Annotated in this window: 15 protein-coding genes and 1 pseudogene; 3 read left to right on the forward strand and 13 right to left on the reverse strand. The window is 46.3% G+C overall.

Going from position 1 to position 17,226, the window contains the following annotated elements:
* Positions 1 to 274 precede the first annotated feature (274 nt).
* On the reverse strand, positions 275 to 490 hold the full coding sequence (locus IPJ02_15985; GenBank protein MBK7376984.1) for an alpha/beta hydrolase: 216 nt from the start codon (positions 488 to 490) through the stop codon (positions 275 to 277).
* Positions 491 to 783: 293 nt separating this feature from the next.
* Positions 784 to 927 carry a hypothetical protein gene (locus IPJ02_15990; protein ID MBK7376985.1) on the reverse strand — a complete coding sequence of 48 codons (144 nt, stop codon included), beginning with the start codon at positions 925 to 927 and terminating at the stop codon, positions 784 to 786.
* Positions 928 to 1,568: 641 nt separating this feature from the next.
* On the opposite strand from IPJ02_15990, the gene IPJ02_15995 reads away from it, so the two are divergent.
* Complete coding sequence (locus IPJ02_15995) at positions 1,569 to 1,985, forward strand: hypothetical protein (GenBank protein ID MBK7376986.1); 417 nt, start codon at positions 1,569 to 1,571, stop codon at positions 1,983 to 1,985.
* Positions 1,986 to 2,119: 134 nt separating this feature from the next.
* On the opposite strand, the gene IPJ02_16000 is transcribed toward IPJ02_15995, so the two are convergent.
* The 10 genes and pseudogenes from IPJ02_16000 to IPJ02_16045 form a co-directional block, all read right to left on the reverse strand.
* The gene (locus IPJ02_16000; GenBank protein ID MBK7376987.1) at positions 2,120 to 2,569 is read right to left on the reverse strand and encodes an FKBP-type peptidyl-prolyl cis-trans isomerase; all 450 of its coding nucleotides are present in this window, start codon (positions 2,567 to 2,569) and stop codon (positions 2,120 to 2,122) included.
* Positions 2,570 to 2,912: 343 nt separating this feature from the next.
* Positions 2,913 to 3,278, reverse strand: a complete 366-nt coding sequence (locus IPJ02_16005) for a DUF2200 domain-containing protein (protein ID MBK7376988.1) — start codon at positions 3,276 to 3,278, stop codon at positions 2,913 to 2,915.
* A gap of 176 nt (positions 3,279 to 3,454) precedes the next feature.
* Positions 3,455 to 3,958: a GNAT family N-acetyltransferase gene (locus IPJ02_16010; GenBank protein ID MBK7376989.1), complete on the reverse strand. Its 504-nt coding sequence runs from the start codon at positions 3,956 to 3,958 to the stop codon at positions 3,455 to 3,457.
* A 110-nt stretch (positions 3,959 to 4,068) separates the two neighbouring features.
* On the reverse strand, positions 4,069 to 4,803 hold the full coding sequence (locus IPJ02_16015) for a hypothetical protein (protein MBK7376990.1): 735 nt from the start codon (positions 4,801 to 4,803) through the stop codon (positions 4,069 to 4,071).
* A gap of 267 nt (positions 4,804 to 5,070) precedes the next feature.
* Positions 5,071 to 5,640: a 5-(carboxyamino)imidazole ribonucleotide mutase gene (gene purE / locus IPJ02_16020; GenBank protein ID MBK7376991.1), complete on the reverse strand. Its 570-nt coding sequence runs from the start codon at positions 5,638 to 5,640 to the stop codon at positions 5,071 to 5,073.
* Between the two features lie 90 nt (positions 5,641 to 5,730).
* Positions 5,731 to 6,129, reverse strand: coding sequence for a four helix bundle protein (locus IPJ02_16025; protein MBK7376992.1), 399 nt, complete (start codon positions 6,127 to 6,129; stop codon positions 5,731 to 5,733).
* A gap of 96 nt (positions 6,130 to 6,225) precedes the next feature.
* Positions 6,226 to 7,551 carry a TolC family protein gene (locus IPJ02_16030; protein MBK7376993.1) on the reverse strand — a complete coding sequence of 442 codons (1,326 nt, stop codon included), beginning with the start codon at positions 7,549 to 7,551 and terminating at the stop codon, positions 6,226 to 6,228.
* 13 nt (positions 7,552 to 7,564) lie between these two features.
* A pseudogene (locus tag IPJ02_16035) lies at positions 7,565 to 10,653 on the reverse strand (efflux RND transporter permease subunit).
* Positions 10,654 to 10,664: 11 nt separating this feature from the next.
* Positions 10,665 to 11,603 carry an efflux RND transporter periplasmic adaptor subunit gene (locus IPJ02_16040; GenBank protein ID MBK7376994.1) on the reverse strand — a complete coding sequence of 313 codons (939 nt, stop codon included), beginning with the start codon at positions 11,601 to 11,603 and terminating at the stop codon, positions 10,665 to 10,667.
* A 205-nt stretch (positions 11,604 to 11,808) separates the two neighbouring features.
* Positions 11,809 to 13,314, reverse strand: coding sequence for a 5-(carboxyamino)imidazole ribonucleotide synthase (locus IPJ02_16045; protein ID MBK7376995.1), 1,506 nt, complete (start codon positions 13,312 to 13,314; stop codon positions 11,809 to 11,811).
* Between the two features lie 417 nt (positions 13,315 to 13,731).
* Here IPJ02_16045 and hppD point away from each other — a divergent pair, with 417 nt between their 5' ends.
* Positions 13,732 to 14,865 (forward strand): 4-hydroxyphenylpyruvate dioxygenase, encoded by a 1,134-nt coding sequence (gene hppD, locus IPJ02_16050; protein MBK7376996.1) that lies wholly within the window; start codon positions 13,732 to 13,734, stop codon positions 14,863 to 14,865.
* 160 nt (positions 14,866 to 15,025) lie between these two features.
* Entirely contained in the window at positions 15,026 to 15,793 is a 768-nt protein-coding gene (locus IPJ02_16055) for a L,D-transpeptidase family protein (protein MBK7376997.1), read from the forward strand.
* On the opposite strand, the gene IPJ02_16060 is transcribed toward IPJ02_16055, so the two are convergent.
* The gene (locus IPJ02_16060; protein MBK7376998.1) at positions 15,790 to 17,052 is read right to left on the reverse strand and encodes an aspartate kinase; all 1,263 of its coding nucleotides are present in this window, start codon (positions 17,050 to 17,052) and stop codon (positions 15,790 to 15,792) included. The genes IPJ02_16055 and IPJ02_16060 overlap by 4 nt on opposite strands.
* Positions 17,053 to 17,226: the final 174 nt, after the last annotated feature.

Consider the following 17,226-nt stretch of genomic DNA (forward strand, 5'->3'; position numbering starts at 1 on the left):
AATTCACCAGTAACATTGCTTTTGACAGGCCATACCTGGTAACCTTGCTGAATAATCTGATCCGGTTGTATAAAAAATAGCAATCAGCCGTTACCGGGAATTTCCACAGATTTATACGGATCATTTTCACAGATGACCACAGAAAATCTGTGCAAATCCGTGTAAATCTGTGGTTGAAAAAAAGTTGCTGGCCGGAGGCCATACAACGGGGGCGGCATAGAGGTATTTTTATCAGCTGAATGTTTTCAATATCGCCAGACCTTCCTTCCATTCTTTATGCCCGAGGCGGTATTGATGTGCCCGGCATTACCGATATTGATGAATCGCTGCCCCAGTAAGACGCAAAATATTCAGCCCGTTCCAATGAGACCCAGGGATCATCTGCACTGGCAACCACGATGGTCTTGAAATGGATCTTCTCCACCGGGATAGGGGCAAAGCCTGTTGCGGGAAAAGTATATTGAGGCGCTTCCAGGTCGCTGGGAGCCAGTAATGCCCCTTTTTCATGGGGATGCGTATCTTAAGTTTTAGCCTTTGAACGATCGTGCATGCGTATAAATGTACTGAATAACAAAGCCCACCGGCAGGGTGGGCTGAAGAATTCAGTTATGGCTCAATTGCAAATGCAACCTGGCCTGTTGGGGCATTTTGTTTTTGTACGTTCTTTTTTCTGAACCGGTTTTTTAGTCTTAGTATTTCTTTTTCCACCATCTGCATAGGCTATGCCGGCTGACATAATAACCAATGCAAGGGTGCTCAACAATATTTTTCATTTGAATTGCTTTACTGGTTTTGATCTGCGATCTCAAATATATGGATCTTTTTAATAGTAGGATCAGGGGGTTTGTGCACCATCGGGGCGGAGGTGGTTCTTCCGCCCGGTGGCGGCCAGGAGCAGTGGAATTCCTTCTGGTCCTTTGTTTGCATTTCCATTGTGTTCTTTGCGGTTCGATCCTTAACCTTGATTAAAGAAAGTTAACCGCAAAGGGCGCAAAGTGGTTCCTGACCATGTCTCTGCTTTGTTCAAAAGCCGGGGCGTAATATAGTTGGAATTGTTCTGTTTCGTGCGCCACGAACCGGGGCGGAGCCGAAGGGTAACCACAAAGGGCGCAAAGTTTTTTCCGCAAAGGGCGCAAAGTGCTTCCTGACCATGGCTGCTGTTTTCACGAACCAGGGCGGAAGCAATATACAGGTAATATAGAGTCGTGCAGTTAACATGCAGTTTACCTTAGTTACTTGCTTATTGCTCCGAAGGATGCGCAATGGAATATGCTGCTAAAAGAGGAAATAATGGTCAACATGCACTGTTACGGAGGCCCTGGTTGATGGGTCACCGACCAGTCGGTAGCGATTAAAACGATGTAAAACGATTGAAACGATGTAAAACGATTGAAAACGGCAAAAACGGTATAAAACGGCTAAAAACGGTCGATTTCGGCAACTTATTTGGAAAGCCCCCCTTGGGGATCGTATGTTTGAAGCATGGCTAAGAAGAAAAAACTATACCGCCGCATACCATACCTCCCTTCTCACTCACCCTTATCCGTGGGGCAATAGGAAAGGAGTTTGTGATCAAGCATTACAGCTATGGTGCTATCCGGACCAGGTACCCGGATATGACCCGTATCATTGCTTCGGCAAAGCAACGCAAATGCCGCAACCTTTTTAAAGAAGCGGTGGAATATGCAAAGCAGGTGATAGCTGATCCGGTAGAAAAAGCGGCCTGGCAAAAAAGACTCCGCAGGCGCAACGGGGTATTTAATGCTGCCGTTAAGTTCTATATGCTGAAAGAGAAACGGGATAAGGAACGTGCAAAGATGATGACGGACACGCTGCTCTGGCTGGCATTTAAAAATGCAACGGCGCAGGAAATGGCAGAGGAGCAAAGGGGCTACAGCAATCCGGCGAACGAACAACTGCCCAAAGTAATTTCGCTCCGGCCGGTGGAGATACGAAACCGGGGTGATGGGCTTAGCGGTAATTGATCCCGGTCGGTGAAGACACCGACCAGGGCGATAAGTCTGTACACATATTCAATGATCAATGTTCAGATTTCAATTTTCAGGTCTTCGTCCTGGCTACTGCCTTCACGAACCGGTTCGGACAACACTATTCTATACTATGTTAGGCCTGTTTGCCTGGCAGTCATAAAATCTGCGTAATATAATTTTATTGTCAAAGTCGAGTCAGGAGACACATTTGGCGGGTATGATCTGCGCTTTACCAGACCAGGCTTTGCAATAAGATAACGTATTTCTCCTTCCTGCATTCCCCTTAGTCCTTCGTCAACAGCATTTGTTGCTTGATTCCCACCAATCAATACTTTCACAGGATTACCTGAATTTTCGTTTGAATATAATACCGTACCGTCTAAATACGAGGTTGTCTCACGAATCAAAACTTCCTGTCCAACCTTTGCTTTTTGGCCATTACCATTTTTAAGAATTTTATATTTAAGTCCTGTTTCGGTGGTTATATAGCCGTCGTCTGAATGTGATGTTGTCAGTCTATTTTGACTGGAGCAACTTAAAAACCAATAGGAACTGAATAGAATTAAAAAATACCGCATTTTCTTTGTTTTGTTATTAAAAAGAAATTATTTCTGTCATTTTGTATTTCTGCCAACTCCGGAATATACGGGAGTTTTGTATTAAAAAATTTCGCAAATACAAATAGTACCCCGACCTGGTTCTGCACAGGTAACATAATCGTTCTGGTTCGTGCGTCAGGAACCGGGACGGGAATTTCCTTTGCGTTCTTTGTGTGCATTTCCTCTGCGGTCTTTGCGGTTTCTTGTCCTGAGCGTAGCCGAAGGGTAACCGCAGGAGGGCGCAAAGTTTTTCGCAAAGCACGCAAAGGGGTTCCTGACCATGGCTGCTGTCTTCACGAACCTTTAGGAATTTACCAACACCCTACGAGCCACGCAGGATCTTCTCCATCTTCCTGCCCTTGGCCAACTCATCCACTAACTTATCCAGGTACCTGACCTGCTGCGTCAAAGGATCCTCAATTTCCTCCACACGATACCCGCAGATCACCCCGGTGATGAGGTGTACATTGGGGTTTAGCGAAGCATGTTTGAAGAATATTTCAAAACTTACATTTTCTTTTATCAGTTCCTGCAGTTTCCTGTAATTGAAACCAGTTAACCACTCTATTACCTGCTGCAATTCTTCCTTTGTTCTGCCCTTCTTCTCCACTTTTGCGAGATACATGGGATAGACCGAGGCGAAGCTCATTTTTGCGATACGCTGGTTGGTTGTGCTGGAATTGTTCATAGCTTGTATTATTGTGTTCAACCCTGGTTAATGTTTTCACCGGCGGCAACCAGCAACCAATGAAGAAGGATGCTGGTGATCATTCCGGTTTGAGTTCCAGGAACGGGGGTGGGGGGCAAAATTTATTTATTTTTTTACACAGTTCATGTTAGCCTTTGGTTGGTTTGCAGATTTTACTACGTAAGCCGTAGCACCATTTGGTCTTCTGCAAAATAGTTACCATTCCATTTTATTGAATTCTGCTCAGTCCCATATTTTTCAAAACCAAATTTTTCATAAAGTTGTTTTGCCCTTAAATTACCGGTTAGTACAATCAAATTAATTTGTTCAATACCCGGGATGGTTTTTGCCCGTTTAATGATCTCCTCAAGTAATTGTCTTGCAATTCCTTGTCCACGAAATTCTTTTGAAACATACATTGTGAACAAGATTCCCTTGTGCCGTAATTTTTCTCTATCCTCTCCGTCACGGGCAAAACTTGCTACGCCGGCTAAAACATTTTTTGCATAGGCTCCAAGAGTAAAGCTGTCAGTTCTGTCCTTTGTGGGAAATGGTGCGTTCAGGTTATCCCTGGGTGTAATAAGGAGGGTTTCCTCATCACTTTGAAGTCCGATAGCTAAGAACATTTTGTACTCCTCAATTTGTGCGGATGAAATTTCTTTTATTTTTATGCTGTCCATTTTAATTTTGTGTATCGTGTTTTTACAATGACCGGTAACGTTCGAGACCTTTAGTGCAGTTGGGGAACAAAAAATTATTTTAAACGTGTTTTATTTCGAATTGAACTCTCCTATTTATACAAATTATTTACAACAAAATTTCCGAAAGCTTGCCAAACATCTGAATAACGGGCATGATACACTAAGTCAGAAAACAGGAAAGCTGTTAACACAATTAAATTAGGTGTCCAATTTTTCTTTTTTGTAAAGTCGCTTAAAAAAAAGGTAGCAGCCAGTGCGGTTTTAAAGTATAAAACAATGGGAAGTATATTAGTTGCTCCTATATCTGGAAAATAACTAATCATGATTCTGTTCATTGATGGACCAATCATGATTATCGCAGTACCAATTATGAACCGCATGTGCCAATATGTATTTTTTCTAAAGTAGATTGCTAATGAATAAAAAAGTACAAACATGAATAGTTGCATCCATGTTATTGACTGAATTGCCATAACATCAATGGAATCTTTTTTAAGTATTCCGGTTTGATAATTCTGCTTTGCAATAAGAAACATAGAAAAAACAATCAATGGTGCAATTAAATAAGTCAACCTTCCCAAAAAATGATGTACTGTATATTTCCTCTTATAAATCAATATTGGCTGTAAAACAAGTAGGAAAACCCAAGAAGCCATTAATGCTCCATGAATATGGTGTACCCAAGAAAATCCGGTAAATTCCGGAATATGTTTTAAATAAGTAGCATGAAACCCAATGTGTACAATTATAAACATAAGTATCATTCCAGCAATGATTGTCTTAATCTTAATTTGTTTTGGATGGTTTATGTCGTCTTGTTGCATTGTTGATAGAAGGTAAATGGTTTTGGAGTTGAAAAACGTTTTTAATTATTATTTGACCATTTAAAGTTTTGGTATAAAAAGTATTTCAAGCCGGAGGCTGTGTAGAAGAGCCTTGCCTGCAACATTAGTATTTATGTAATCATACGCAGTATCCCGTTTAAATCAACCATTGATTTTCAGCGAACTGGTATTATACATTTTGTATGACTTATTGCTCCAATGCAAAATCAGGAACCACGGATATTATCCATTCAGCCTCATTTATCATCAGTCAAACTCATTCCGGAAGCCGAGTGTCTTCACATTCTTCACGCTCTCCATCACAATATCGTCCTGGTATTCTTTGAAGGCTTCCAGTTTACCGGCAATGGACGTGTCGTGCAGGGCCAGTATCTGTGCGGCAAGGATGCCTGCATTTTTGGCGCCGTTGAGGGCAACGGTAGCCACGGGTACGCCATAAGGCATTTGTACAATGGAGAGCATGGAATCCCAGCCGTCGATGCTGTTGGAGGATTTAACGGGTACGCCGATCACGGGCAGTATGGTATTCGCAGCGATCATACCAGGCAGGTGTGCGGCGCCTCCGGCGCCGGCTATGATAACTTTCACACCCCTGTCCTTTGCCTGCTGTGCATAGTCCCGCAGGCGCTCGGGTGTGCGGTGGGCCGATACAATGGTAAGTTCCGGCTCCACTTCAAACTGGCGCAGCATCTCGGCAGCACCGTTCATGATCTCCAGGTCGCTTTCGCTTCCCATCACGATGGCTACGAGGGGGCCGACGGATAAAGGTTTGATGTTTGATGTTTGATGTTTGAGGTTTGTTGTTTGTTTGGCCATTACACTCTGGTTTTAAATTTTTGCCCTTTGGTTTTCGAAGTGTTAAGGTATGAAATAAATGCAGAGATTTGAAGTTTGAAGTTTGAGCCATCAGACCCTGTTTTTAAATTTTTGCCCTTTGGTTTTCGAAGTGTTAAGGTAAGTGATAAATGCATAGATCTTCTTTGCGAGGATATCTGCCTTTTGATACAACGTGTTGAATACTTCCTGGCTTAAATACTTATTGTCAACACACCTGTATAGTTGCGATTTCAACTCGCCAATCTCTCCTTTTGAATAGCTGAGGGAATTAATAAACTCCAGTTTGCTTGCTCTTTCGAATCCTTCTGCAATATTGTCCATAACAGAGCCTGAACTTCCCCGGATCTGGTCCCTAAGCCGGTAATCGCTTTTTAATGGTTCAATAAAAGTTAGTGAATATATCTCTTTAGATAATGCTCTTGCAAGTTGCCATACTTCCAGATCCTCAAATTTTGTAATGGTAGCCATTGGAAAAGTTATATGTAGTTAGGGTAACCTCAAACCCCAAACCTCAAACCCCAAACTACAAACCACAAACAATATTCTCCCGGTGAAAATCCCCGATTATCTGACCAGATCACCTTTCAGCTTCAGCAACTCCGTTTCGGCTAGTTTTGTATTATACCGTGCAGCGATCAGCCTGTCGTAGGCCAGTTCCAGGCTTTTCTGTGTTTCCCTTAATTCAAGATAGGTGGAGATGCCGAGCCGCAATCTTTCCAATGCGATGTACACATTCTCTTTTGCCAGCACGATGTTCTCTTCTTCCAGCGCCAGGGTTTTCTTTTGCAGCTCATAATCCTTATAGGCATTGGTGATGCTCAGGTCTATTTGTGCTTTTTGATTCCGGTATGTGATGTCGAGGTAATCAATATCCAGTTGCGCCTGCTGTATCTGGCGGCGGGTATTGAAGCCGTTCAGGATCGGGATGCTGATGCCGATGCCGTAGTTGAACCCGTTGTTGCGGCTGTAGAGCGGGGTGAAGGGATTGATCACCGTCTTGTTATCGGTCTTGGAATAATTGTATGCCGAGTTGAACGTAAGGATGGGATAGCGCTCTGCTTTTCTTTCTTTCAGCGTAAGCCTGCCGATGTCGATATTCTTTTTGGTGAGTTGTAACAGCGGGTTGGTCTTTTCCACAACGCCCAGCAGGTCGCCCAGGATGATGTCGTTTGAAAAGGTGATGGAATCAGACACTTCGTACCGGGTATTCAGTACCACGTTCATCAGCTGGTTCAGTTGTTCTTTCAACTGTTCGATCAGGGTCTGCTGTTTCAGCCTGGCCGCTTTTTGTGCATTCAGGTCAACCTTGCCCTGTAATAATTCCGGTTTGGCGCCCAGGCCCACGCTCAATCTTTTCTCCGCCACTTTCACCCGTTCTTCATTGATGCTCATCTGCTCTTCAATGGCTTTCAGCAGTTGTTTCTGGCGAACGATGTTGTAATAGTTGTTGATCACATCGGCAACGGTGGTAACCATCTGGTTCCGGATGTTCAGTTCACCCAGTTTCACGAACTCGGCCAGTTTATCTTTTGTGGCAAACATCTTAAACCCATCGAACAGGGTCCAGTTAAGCTGCACCGAGCCGGAGAGGTTGTTGGAACGGATGGCCTTGCTTTCCCGCTTTGAACCATCCGCCAGTTTTTGTTTCTGGTTATTGTTATTGAATACCAGTCCGCCCGTAGCATTCAGCCTTGGTAAGAAGGCGGCACGGGCATAGGAATTATCCAGTGCATAAGAACTGGAGTCGTTGCGCAGCAATTGGATGTCGAAATTATTTTCCAGTGCTGCCGTGATGGCCTGTTCCACCGATAATTTCTCCTGTGAAAATGCCGGCAGGTATCCCAGGAGGATAAAAAGATACAGGACCGTTATTTTAAAGCGATTCTTCATTTAAAACATTTTATCATCCTTGTTGGGGAGTTTGCGGAATATCGTCCAGGGCACTCCTTTTTTTCTTTGTTGAAAGGTAAGAGTACATGGCTGGTATTACAAACAGGGTAAGGATCAATGAGAACATCACACCTCCTACGATCACGATACCCAGCGGGATGCGGCTGGTGGATGCATCGCCCAATGATAAGGCAAGCGGCAGGGCACCCAGGCTCATGGCAAGGCTTGTCATGATGATGGGGCGGAACCGGGCCACAGCCGCTTCTGTTACAGCGGGGATCTTCTTATTGCCCGCCAGTTGTTTCTTATTGGCAAACTCCACAATTAAAATACCGTTCTTGGTCACCAGGCCGATGAGCATGATCATACCGATCTGTGAGAATATATTGAGTGTTTGGCCGAAAATCCATAAGGAAAGCACGGCGCCTGCCAATGCCAGCGGCACGGTGAACATGATCGTTAACGGATCGATGAAGCTTTCGAACTGGGCAGCAAGCACCAGGTAGATAAGCAGCAGGGCCAGGATGAACGCAAAGAACGTGTTGCCGGAGCTTTCAGCAAAATCCCTGGAAGTACCCGATAGCGATGTAGAGAACGTATCGTCAGTAGTTTTTTTGAAATGGTCTCCATCTCCTTTATTCCATCGCCTACTGTTTTACCGGGCTGCAGTCCTGATGATATGGTGGCAGACCTGTACCGGTTGAAATGGTAAATAGTGGGCGGCGTTACTTCTTCGGTATAGGTAATGAGGTTCTCCAGCGGAATGGCTTCCCCATTGCGGTTGCGAACATAGATCGTCTTCAGGTCGGCGGGGTCATCCCGGTCGGAACGTATCACCTGTCCCAATACCTGGTATTGTTTTCCCTCTTTGGTAAAATAGCCCATGCGGCGGTTGCTCATGGAAAGCTGCAGGGTCTGCGAAATATCATCCACGCTCACGCCCAATGCACTTGCCTTCATGCGGTCGATGGTGATACGCAGTTCGGGTTTATTGAATTTAAGGTCGGCATCCACACCCAGTAACACCGTGCTCTTGTTTGCTTCTTCCAGGAACCGGGGCAATACTTTCTTTATCTTTTCGGGATCCACATTCTGCAACACGAACTGTACCGGCTGGCCCGAACGCCGGTTCACCGAAATGGTCTGTTCCTGAATGGCGAAGGCCCTTCCATCGGTAAAGCGTGACATGGATCTGTTCACCCAGTTCACCACATCCTGCTGGCTGCGTTTTCTTTCAGACGGACTGGTCAATACCACCCGCACAAAACCTGAGTTGGATGAACCGGAGCCGGTGAAGCCGGGCGCTGTCATGCTGACCATGTATCTTTTTTCCGGGATGGAATCAAGCAGGAAGTTGGATAGTTTGTCCATGAACTTATCCATCGCATCATAGGAAGTCCCTTCGGGTGCAGTAACGGATAAACGGAAAGCACTTTTATCTTCCATGGGCGCCAGTTCACTCTGCAGTTTGCTGCCCACCAGGAAAATGACCCCGAAGCATACTACCAGGAGAACGAGCGCCATCCATCTAACTTTCATGAAACCGGTCAGTGCACGGCGGTAACCGTTTTCCAGGTTGCGGAAGAAGGGTTCGGTAGCGGTATAGAACCGGGAATGTTTGTGCGACTTGCCGGCAAGGAATACGTTGAGTACCGGTGTTAAGGTAAGCGATACAAAGGCGGATATGAGCACCGCACCCGCCACCACGATCCCGAATTCACGGAAGAGCCTGCCTACAAAACCCTGCAGGAAGATGATGGGGAGGAACACAATGGCCAGGGTGATGGAAGTGGCTATGACCGCAAAATAAATTTCTTTGGAGCCTTCCTTGGCTGCCTGCCACTTGGGCATCCCGCCTTCGATCTTCTTATAGATATTTTCCGTTACCACGATGCCGTCATCCACCACCAGCCCGGTAGCCAGTACGATGGCAAGTAATGTAAGTACATTGATGGTGAAGCCGGAGAAATACATGATGAAGAAAGCGCCGATCAGTGAAACCGGGATATCGATCAAGGGGCGGATGGCGATGAGCCATTCGCGGAAGAACAGGTAAATGATCAGTACCACCAGCACAAAAGAGACCAGCAGGGTCTCACCCACTTCATTGATGGATTTCCGGATGTACTGGGTCTGGTCCCAGGACATTTCAAACCGTATATCAGCGGGCAGGTCTTTGCGGATCTGTTCAATACGTTTGGTGATCTCATCGGCAATGGCAATATAATTGGTGCCCGGCTGCGGGATGACCGCAATGGCGATCATGGGAACACCGCTTTCTTTCAGAACGCTTTCTTCATTCTCGGGGCCAAGTACCGCTTCGCCGATATCTTTTAACCGTACATCTGAACCATTCACGTTCTTTACGATCAGGTCGTTGAATTCTTCTTCGGTGTTCAGTTTTCCAAATGTGCGTATGGAAAGTTCGGTGGCATCGCCGGAAATTTTCCCGGAAGGCAATTCCACATTCTCTTTAAGCAATGCAGCCTGTACATCGGAAGGGGTGAGCGAAAAAGCGCTGAGCCTGGATGGCGAGAACCAGATACGCATGGCATATTTCTTTTCGCCCCAGATCACCACGTTGCTTACTCCCGGAACCGTTTGTAAACGCTCTACAATATTGTTGTTTGCAAATTCTGTTATCTGTAATGAATTGCGGATATTACTCTGCAGCAGCATGATGACGACCGGGTCGTTGCTGGCATCGGCCTTTGATACCACCGGTGGCGCATCGAGGTCGCTGGGCAGTGAACGGGTGGCCTGGGATACTTTATCACGGACATCATTGGCCGCTTCTTCCAGGTTGGAACCCAGTACAAACTCAACCGTGATGTTGCTGCTTCCCTGTGAACTTTGTGAGGATATGTTCTTTATGCCGGCAATGCCGTTGATTGCTTTTTCAAGCGGCTCGGTGATCTGGGTCTCAATGATCTCTGCATTGGCGCCTGGGTAGGAGGTACGGACACTGATGTTTGGCGGATCAAGCGCCGGGAAATCACGGATACCCAGGAAATAAAAGCCGATGGCGCCAAATACCACGATGAGGATGTTGAGCACAATGGCGAAAATGGGCCTCCGTAAACTGAATTCGGATATGTTCATGCGTTACAGGCTTACTTGTTTATTTTAGTTATCGAAACTTTTGCATCCGGCTTGAGGCTCATCAGGCCGGTGGTGATCACCGTATCACCCTGTTTAACGCCGCTGATGATCTGTACAAGGGCAGAATCCCGTAAACCGGTCACCACATCCGTAAAACTGGCAACACCGCCCCGGTAAATGACCAGTTTCTTTCCCCGGGCCTGCGGTAATATGGCCTGGCTGGGAACCATCAGCCCGTTTGGATCGGTATTGAAATTGGTAGCCACTTTGGCAAAGATGCCGGGCAGTAATTTTCCATCGTTGTTGCTTACCAGCGCCCGTATGTTCAGGCTGCGGGTATTTTCTGAGATCCCCGATTCAGCTGCTATGATCCTGGCCGAATAGGTTCTTGGATTGCCTTCAATGCTGAAGTCAACCGATTGCCCGATCCGGAAGCTGCTGCTGTATTTTTCAGGCAACGTAAAATCCAGTTTCAACTGGCTGTTCTGCCGGATGGTGGTTAATGTTGTTGCGGGGCTGATGTACGCACCGGCGCTTACATTCTTCAAACCCAGTGTTCCGCCAAAAGGGGCCCTTATCTCTGTACGGCTGATGCCGGTACGTACAATCTCCATATCGGCCCTGATGGTGTTTACCTGTAAAGCGCTCAGGTCATACTCCTGCTGGCTCACGCCGTTTATCTTCAGCAGTTCGCCCATGCGGCTTACGGTTTGTTCGGCCACGGCCAGCTGCACCTGTAATTTCTTTAACTGGGCCTGCAGGTCGCCGTCATATATTTTAGCCAATAAAGCCCCCTTGCCTACTGTTTTTCCTTCGTTGATGTTGAGGTAAACCAGCCTGCCGGAGATCTCGGGATGTATCTCTGTTTCCTCGTTGGCAATGATGGAACCGGGTAATTCGGCCTTGTCGCTAACCATCATGGGTTTAACGATATAGCCCTCCACCTTCATTGCGGTGGGTTTAGGTGCTGCGGGGGCATCGGCTTTTTTATCGCTGCCCTTGCAGGAAATAAGTAAAAAAACGGTAACCGTGATACTGCTAATAAAATAAATGCTGCGGAAGAATATTTTCACCTGTTGTTGGTTTGATTCAGGCGATAAATTTAAGCCATATTCACTACCCGGAATCAATTTTTTATATGACCGGCAACTGCCATCAACGGGCTTTTACAAAGAGGGTATTTTTAATGCGGTTGGCCTGGTGGATGAGCTCCTGTTTTTCCCTGCTCAGGATGGTAATATGGCCCATCTTACGGCCCGGTTTGGTTTCTTTTTTTCCGTAGATATGAACGAACACATTTTCGATCTGCAGAATTTCATTCAGTCCTTCATAAACGGCTTCGCCGGTATACCCCTCCGCACCGATCAGGTTTACGATAGCAGCGGGTAAAATAGGGTCGGTACATCCCAGCGGGTAACCCAGCATTACCCGCCACAGCATGTCAAACTGCGAACTGTAGCTGGCTTCAATGGTATGATGACCACTGTTGTGTACCCGGGGGGCTGTTTCGTTCACGAAAACATTATCGTCGGTGTCAACAAATAATTCCACAGCAAAAATGCCGGGGCTTTTCAGATCCTTCACCACTTTCAGTGCCACTGCTTCCACTTTCCATAATACCTTTTGGGGCAGGTCTGCCGGGCTTACCTGGTATTCCAGCAAATTGAGTTTGTTATCAAAGATCATGTCCACAGGCGGGTACAGGGCTGTTTCGCCTTTGTCGTCCACCGCGATGATCATGGAAACTTCTTTTTTGATGCGGATGAGTTTTTCCAGCACAGCGGGGGCGTTAAAACCTTTGTCCAGGTCGGCTTCTGTTTTGATCAGTTGAACACCCTTTCCGTCGTAACCACCCATTGCCAGTTTATGGGCAGCAGGTAAAAAACCAGTCTGCTTTTTCAGTTCAGCCAGATCGTTTGTGATCACAAAATCACTGGTAGGGATCCCGTTGTCTTTATAAAACTGCTTTTGAAGTATTTTATTCTTGATGGTCTTAAGGGCCGATGGCCTGGGATAGATCTTAATGCCTTCGGCTTCCAGTTTTTCCAGTGCATCTGCATTCACCGATTCAATTTCGATGGTGAGGGCATCCAGGCCTTTGCCGAAATTGTAAACATCCTCAAAGCTGGTTATATCGCCTTTGGTGAAATGATGACAGAGGTGTGCTGCCGGGCAGGCGGGATCGTTCTCCATTACAAAGGTTTCCACGGGGTAGTTGGCAGCCGCTTGTAACAGCATGCGGCCTAACTGGCCACCCCCTAAAATGCCAACCCGGGGCTGCCCTGAGCGGAGTCGAAGGGCAGATGGCCGGGCGGAGTCGGGACCTTTTTCCAAATCTTTATACTTATGGTGTGAAAAATTATTGCATTGCGAAAGTAACTGAAGCTTGTGAAAATTCCCTTCTGTCAGTGCTTTTTTCTTTGCTTTTGACCAGCCTTTGATCTGTGATTCCCTTTCAACAGCATCTTTCAAAAAGGGGATGGTCTCGTAATACTTTAATACCAATGGTCTTCGGCTGAATGTATAGTAGGTTTCATAGTACCCGGTCTTATGTTCTTCAAATCTTCGTACCAGGTCATCGGTGAGGCCTGTGTAGTAAGAGCCATCATTGCACAGGATGATATATATATAATATGATTCCTGTTGGGTATTATAGATCATGCCGGTAAGCTAATGCCGGGCAACTAAAAGGGGAAGTGAAAAACAGCATGGTTTTATGTGGTTGTCACCGACTTATTGGGTCGTACCTCGACTTCGCTCGGTACTTGCCGCTTCCACACTTCGACTTCGCTCAGTGCGGACTTCGACTTCGCTCAGTGCAGACTTCGACTTCGCTCAGTGCGGACTTCGACTTCGCTCAGTGCGGGCTTCGACTTCGCTCAGTGCGGGCTTCGACTTCGCTCAGTGCGATTGAGAACTTTTATTATCTTTGGATTAATAATGACACCCGATTATCCACATAAACTCTTTTCCGACAAGCGTAACAGCTATTCTATGCTGATGCTTACGCTTGCGATGGATTCGGCCGGTTAATTTGAATGCAGCTCCCAGGCTATTTTTTATTTCAAATTAATTACCATGCAAACAACAACCGTTCAAACCTCAACCGTAAATAACAGCACAACTGATTTTCTTCCCCTGCAGGGAACCGACTATGTAGAGCTTTATGTTGGCAACGCCAAACAGGCGGCCCATTTTTATAAAACAGCTTTCGGCTTTCAGTCGGTGGCCTATGCAGGTCCTGAAACCGGCATGAGGGATAAAGTGAGTTACGTGATCCGCCAGAACAAACTCACGTTTGTGCTGACCACACCGTTAAAGAGCAGTAATCCCATTGCAGACCATATTCATAAACACGGCGATGGCGTGAAAGTGCTTGCCTTAAAAGTGGAGGATGCCGCCAGCGCTTTTGAAGAAACCACCAAACGGGGCGCCAAAGCATATCTTGAACCAACGGTTTTAAAGGATGCCGATGGCGAAGTGGTACTGAGCGGGATACATACCTACGGCGATACCGTGCACATCTTTGTGGAGCGTAAGAATTACAAGGGCCTATTCATGCCGGGATTCCGGGAATGGAGGTCGAACTATAATCCTGCAGAGACCGGTTTGTTGTATGTTGACCATTGTGTGGGCAACGTAGGATGGAACCAGATGAATCCCTGGGTGAAGTTTTACGAGGATGTGATGGGCTTCCGCAATATCCTGAGTTTTGATGACAAGGATATATCTACTGAATACTCGGCACTGATGAGTAAGGTGATGAGCAATGGAAATGGTTATGTGAAATTCCCCATCAATGAGCCGGCAGAGGGCAAGAAGAAAAGCCAGGTGGAAGAATACCTTGATTTTTACGACGGGGAAGGGGTACAGCATGTGGCCATTGCCACCAACGATATCGTTAAAACAGTGACCGAACTGCAAAACAGGGGGGTGGAGTTCTTAACCATCCCGCCCAGTTATTATGAAACCGTTCTGGAACGGGTTGGCAAGATCGATGAAGACCTGGAGCCATTGCAAAAGCTGGGTATACTGATCGACCGGGACGACGAGGGGTATTTGCTGCAGATATTCAGTAAACCACTGGAAGACCGGCCGACACTGTTTTTCGAGATCATCCAGCGCAAGGGCGCCAGGAGCTTTGGTAAAGGGAATTTCAAAGCCTTGTTTGAAGCGCTGGAAAGAGAACAGGACGCACGGGGAAATCTATGATACCGGATCACGTATTTAAAAATAACTGCATGGTTACCATGCAGTTATTTTTGTTTTTGGGTATCCTGCCCGAAAGAATTCCCGTTTTGGATGCTTTTATATTGAATATTTTTTTTTACTTTTAAAGTCGCTAATAAATAAATCAATCCACTTAAAATTAATGAACCGCTTACTTCTCAAATCATGTTTGCCGGTATTCATTGCAGTTTTTGCAAGCTTTGCCTGCTTTTCCCAAACGGCATTCAACGATAATCAAAAGAACAATTACCGGGTGGGGGGTACATTCAACAAACTGGAGGATTCTTTGAAAAGGCAGTTTGAAGAAAAGAAACTTGCCTGGCCTCCCCAGTCACTTTATATCCGCTCATTCAAATACGACCGCCAGCTGGAAGTGTGGGTGAAGAACGGCAACAACGAGTCCTTCAAACTTTTTAAAACATACAAGGTTTGCATGCAGAGCGGCACCACCGGTCCGAAGCGTATGGAAGGCGACTACCAGATCCCGGAAGGCTTTTATTATATCAACGAATTCAATCCAAACAGCAAATACCATTTATCACTCGGGCTCAATTATCCCAATGCATCCGACAGGATATTGAGCGATTCGATCCGGCCCGGCGGGTCCATCTACATTCATGGTAATTGTGTTTCCACCGGCTGTATTGCCATCAGCGATATTCCCATTGAAGAATTGTTCATCATCGCTACCCGGGCAAGGGCCAACGGGCAGGATTTCATCCCGGTGCATGTGTTCCCGGTGCGGTATGATGTGAAAAAATCCCTTCTATACCTTGCCGAAGCAACCATCCGTAACCAGGTGATACAGAAATTTGCCATCCGCCTCAAAGAGGCGTTTGATTATTTTGAAGAGAAGAGACAGCTGCCTGTCATCATGGTCAGCAAAACAGGTGAGTACGTGATCAATTAGCGCATCAATACCTGCACGGTTTCGGGTGTACGTTGCATCAGTAAAACAGTCTTTCCATTTGTAAGCTCCTCGTATTTCTCCCTCGAATAATGCCGGATGGTGAGCAACGTAAGGTCTTTTTCCAGTTGCACATCAAAGATATCCGAAGCAGCCAGCGCCAGTTTTTCAATCTTATCCGGTTTGTCATCGAGGCAGCATAACAGGCTTACTGCCCCGTTCTGCGAAATGTTTGGACGGATCTTGACCTGGTCGAATATCTCATGCAGCGCTGCGATCGGTTTTTCCTCCACAAATGAAAAGTCTTTTGAACTTAACTCCATCAGCACCTGGCTCTTCTTCAGCACGATAATGGGAGGCAGGTTGTGAACCGGTTTATTGCTGATGACCGTGCCGGCGATCTCCGGTTTCAGGAAGCAACGCACGTGCAGGGGAATGTTCTTATTCTCCAGCGGCTTGATGGTTTTTGGGTGTATCACCTGGGCGCCGTAGTATGCCATCTCCACCACTTCCCGGTAACTCAGGGCATTGATCACTACGGCATCCGGGAATTCTTTCGGGTCGGCATTCATCACACCCTCCACATCTTTCCAGATGGTCTGGCTTTGGACATTTAATATATTGGCAAAAATGGCGGCGCTGAAATCACTGCCTTCCCGTCCGAGGGTGGTGCTTTCATTCTCACCGGTAGCGCCAATGAAACCCTGGGTGATTACAATATCGTATGCCGCAAACAAAGGTTCCACTACTGTTCTTATTTTCTGCCGGGTATGATCCCAGTCGATGGCGGCATCCCGGAAGTTGTCATCCGTACGAACAATGTCCCGCACATCCAGCCATTTGTTCTTTATGCCGGCTTCCTGGAGGTAATTGCTCACCAGCGAGGTACTTAATAATTCACCGCAACAAACCACCTGGTCGTAATAATAATCGTAATCCCTTACCGGTTTATCATGCAGCAGCCATTCCACTTCGGTAAAAAAATCCTTCAGCTGGTTTTCGGCCTGCTGCCAGTTGATGTGGATGAGGTATTTAAGCAGGTTCTGGTGCGATTCCTTCACCTGGTCAAATAATCGCAGGGCATCTTCTTTCCTTCCTTCAAAAAAAGCATCCACCACTTTCTCCAGCGCATTGGTGGTTTTGCCCATGGCAGAGATGATGACGAGTATTTTTTCGCCGCCGTACGATCTTAAAATATTGCCTGTGTTCTGTATCCTTTCTGCCGTGCTGATACTGGCGCCGCCAAACTTAAAAACCTTCATTCGGTGTGGGTTGATTGAGTAAATTGGGTTAATTTAGCCCTGGTAAAATGATTGCAAAAATCGTTAATCTTGCCCAATAAACTAATAAGCTGTTTAAAAATGCTGCATAGGGTTTCTTATTATCATTTCAAAAGTGGCCGGTGGGGACACAGGCCACGGCGGACCGCCGCGGTT

The sequence above is a fragment of the Chitinophagaceae bacterium genome (assembly GCA_016710165.1).
In the GTDB taxonomy this organism is placed as follows: Bacteria; Bacteroidota; Bacteroidia; order Chitinophagales; family Chitinophagaceae; genus Ferruginibacter.

Excerpts from the sequence above, each read along its gene's own strand:
- IPJ02_15990 (MBK7376985.1), bottom strand. The coding sequence starts at position 927 with ATGCAAACAAAGGACCAGAAGGAATTCCACTGCTCCTGGCCGCCACCG.
- IPJ02_16000 (MBK7376987.1), bottom strand. The coding sequence starts at position 2,569 with ATGCGGTATTTTTTAATTCTATTCAGTTCCTATTGGTTTTTAAGTTGC.
- IPJ02_16005 (MBK7376988.1), bottom strand. The coding sequence starts at position 3,278 with ATGAACAATTCCAGCACAACCAACCAGCGTATCGCAAAAATGAGCTTC.
- IPJ02_16010 (MBK7376989.1), bottom strand. The coding sequence starts at position 3,958 with ATGGACAGCATAAAAATAAAAGAAATTTCATCCGCACAAATTGAGGAG.
- IPJ02_16015 (MBK7376990.1), bottom strand. The coding sequence starts at position 4,803 with ATGCAACAAGACGACATAAACCATCCAAAACAAATTAAGATTAAGACA.
- purE (MBK7376991.1), bottom strand. The coding sequence starts at position 5,640 with ATGGCCAAACAAACAACAAACCTCAAACATCAAACATCAAACATCAAA.
- IPJ02_16025 (MBK7376992.1), bottom strand. The coding sequence starts at position 6,129 with ATGGCTACCATTACAAAATTTGAGGATCTGGAAGTATGGCAACTTGCA.
- IPJ02_16030 (MBK7376993.1), bottom strand. The coding sequence starts at position 7,551 with ATGAAGAATCGCTTTAAAATAACGGTCCTGTATCTTTTTATCCTCCTG.
- IPJ02_16040 (MBK7376994.1), bottom strand. The coding sequence starts at position 11,603 with ATGAAGGTGGAGGGCTATATCGTTAAACCCATGATGGTTAGCGACAAG.
- IPJ02_16045 (MBK7376995.1), bottom strand. The coding sequence starts at position 13,314 with ATGATCTATAATACCCAACAGGAATCATATTATATATATATCATCCTG.
- hppD (MBK7376996.1), top strand. The coding sequence starts at position 13,732 with ATGCAAACAACAACCGTTCAAACCTCAACCGTAAATAACAGCACAACT.
- IPJ02_16055 (MBK7376997.1), top strand. The coding sequence starts at position 15,026 with ATGAACCGCTTACTTCTCAAATCATGTTTGCCGGTATTCATTGCAGTT.
- IPJ02_16060 (MBK7376998.1), bottom strand. The coding sequence starts at position 17,052 with ATGAAGGTTTTTAAGTTTGGCGGCGCCAGTATCAGCACGGCAGAAAGG.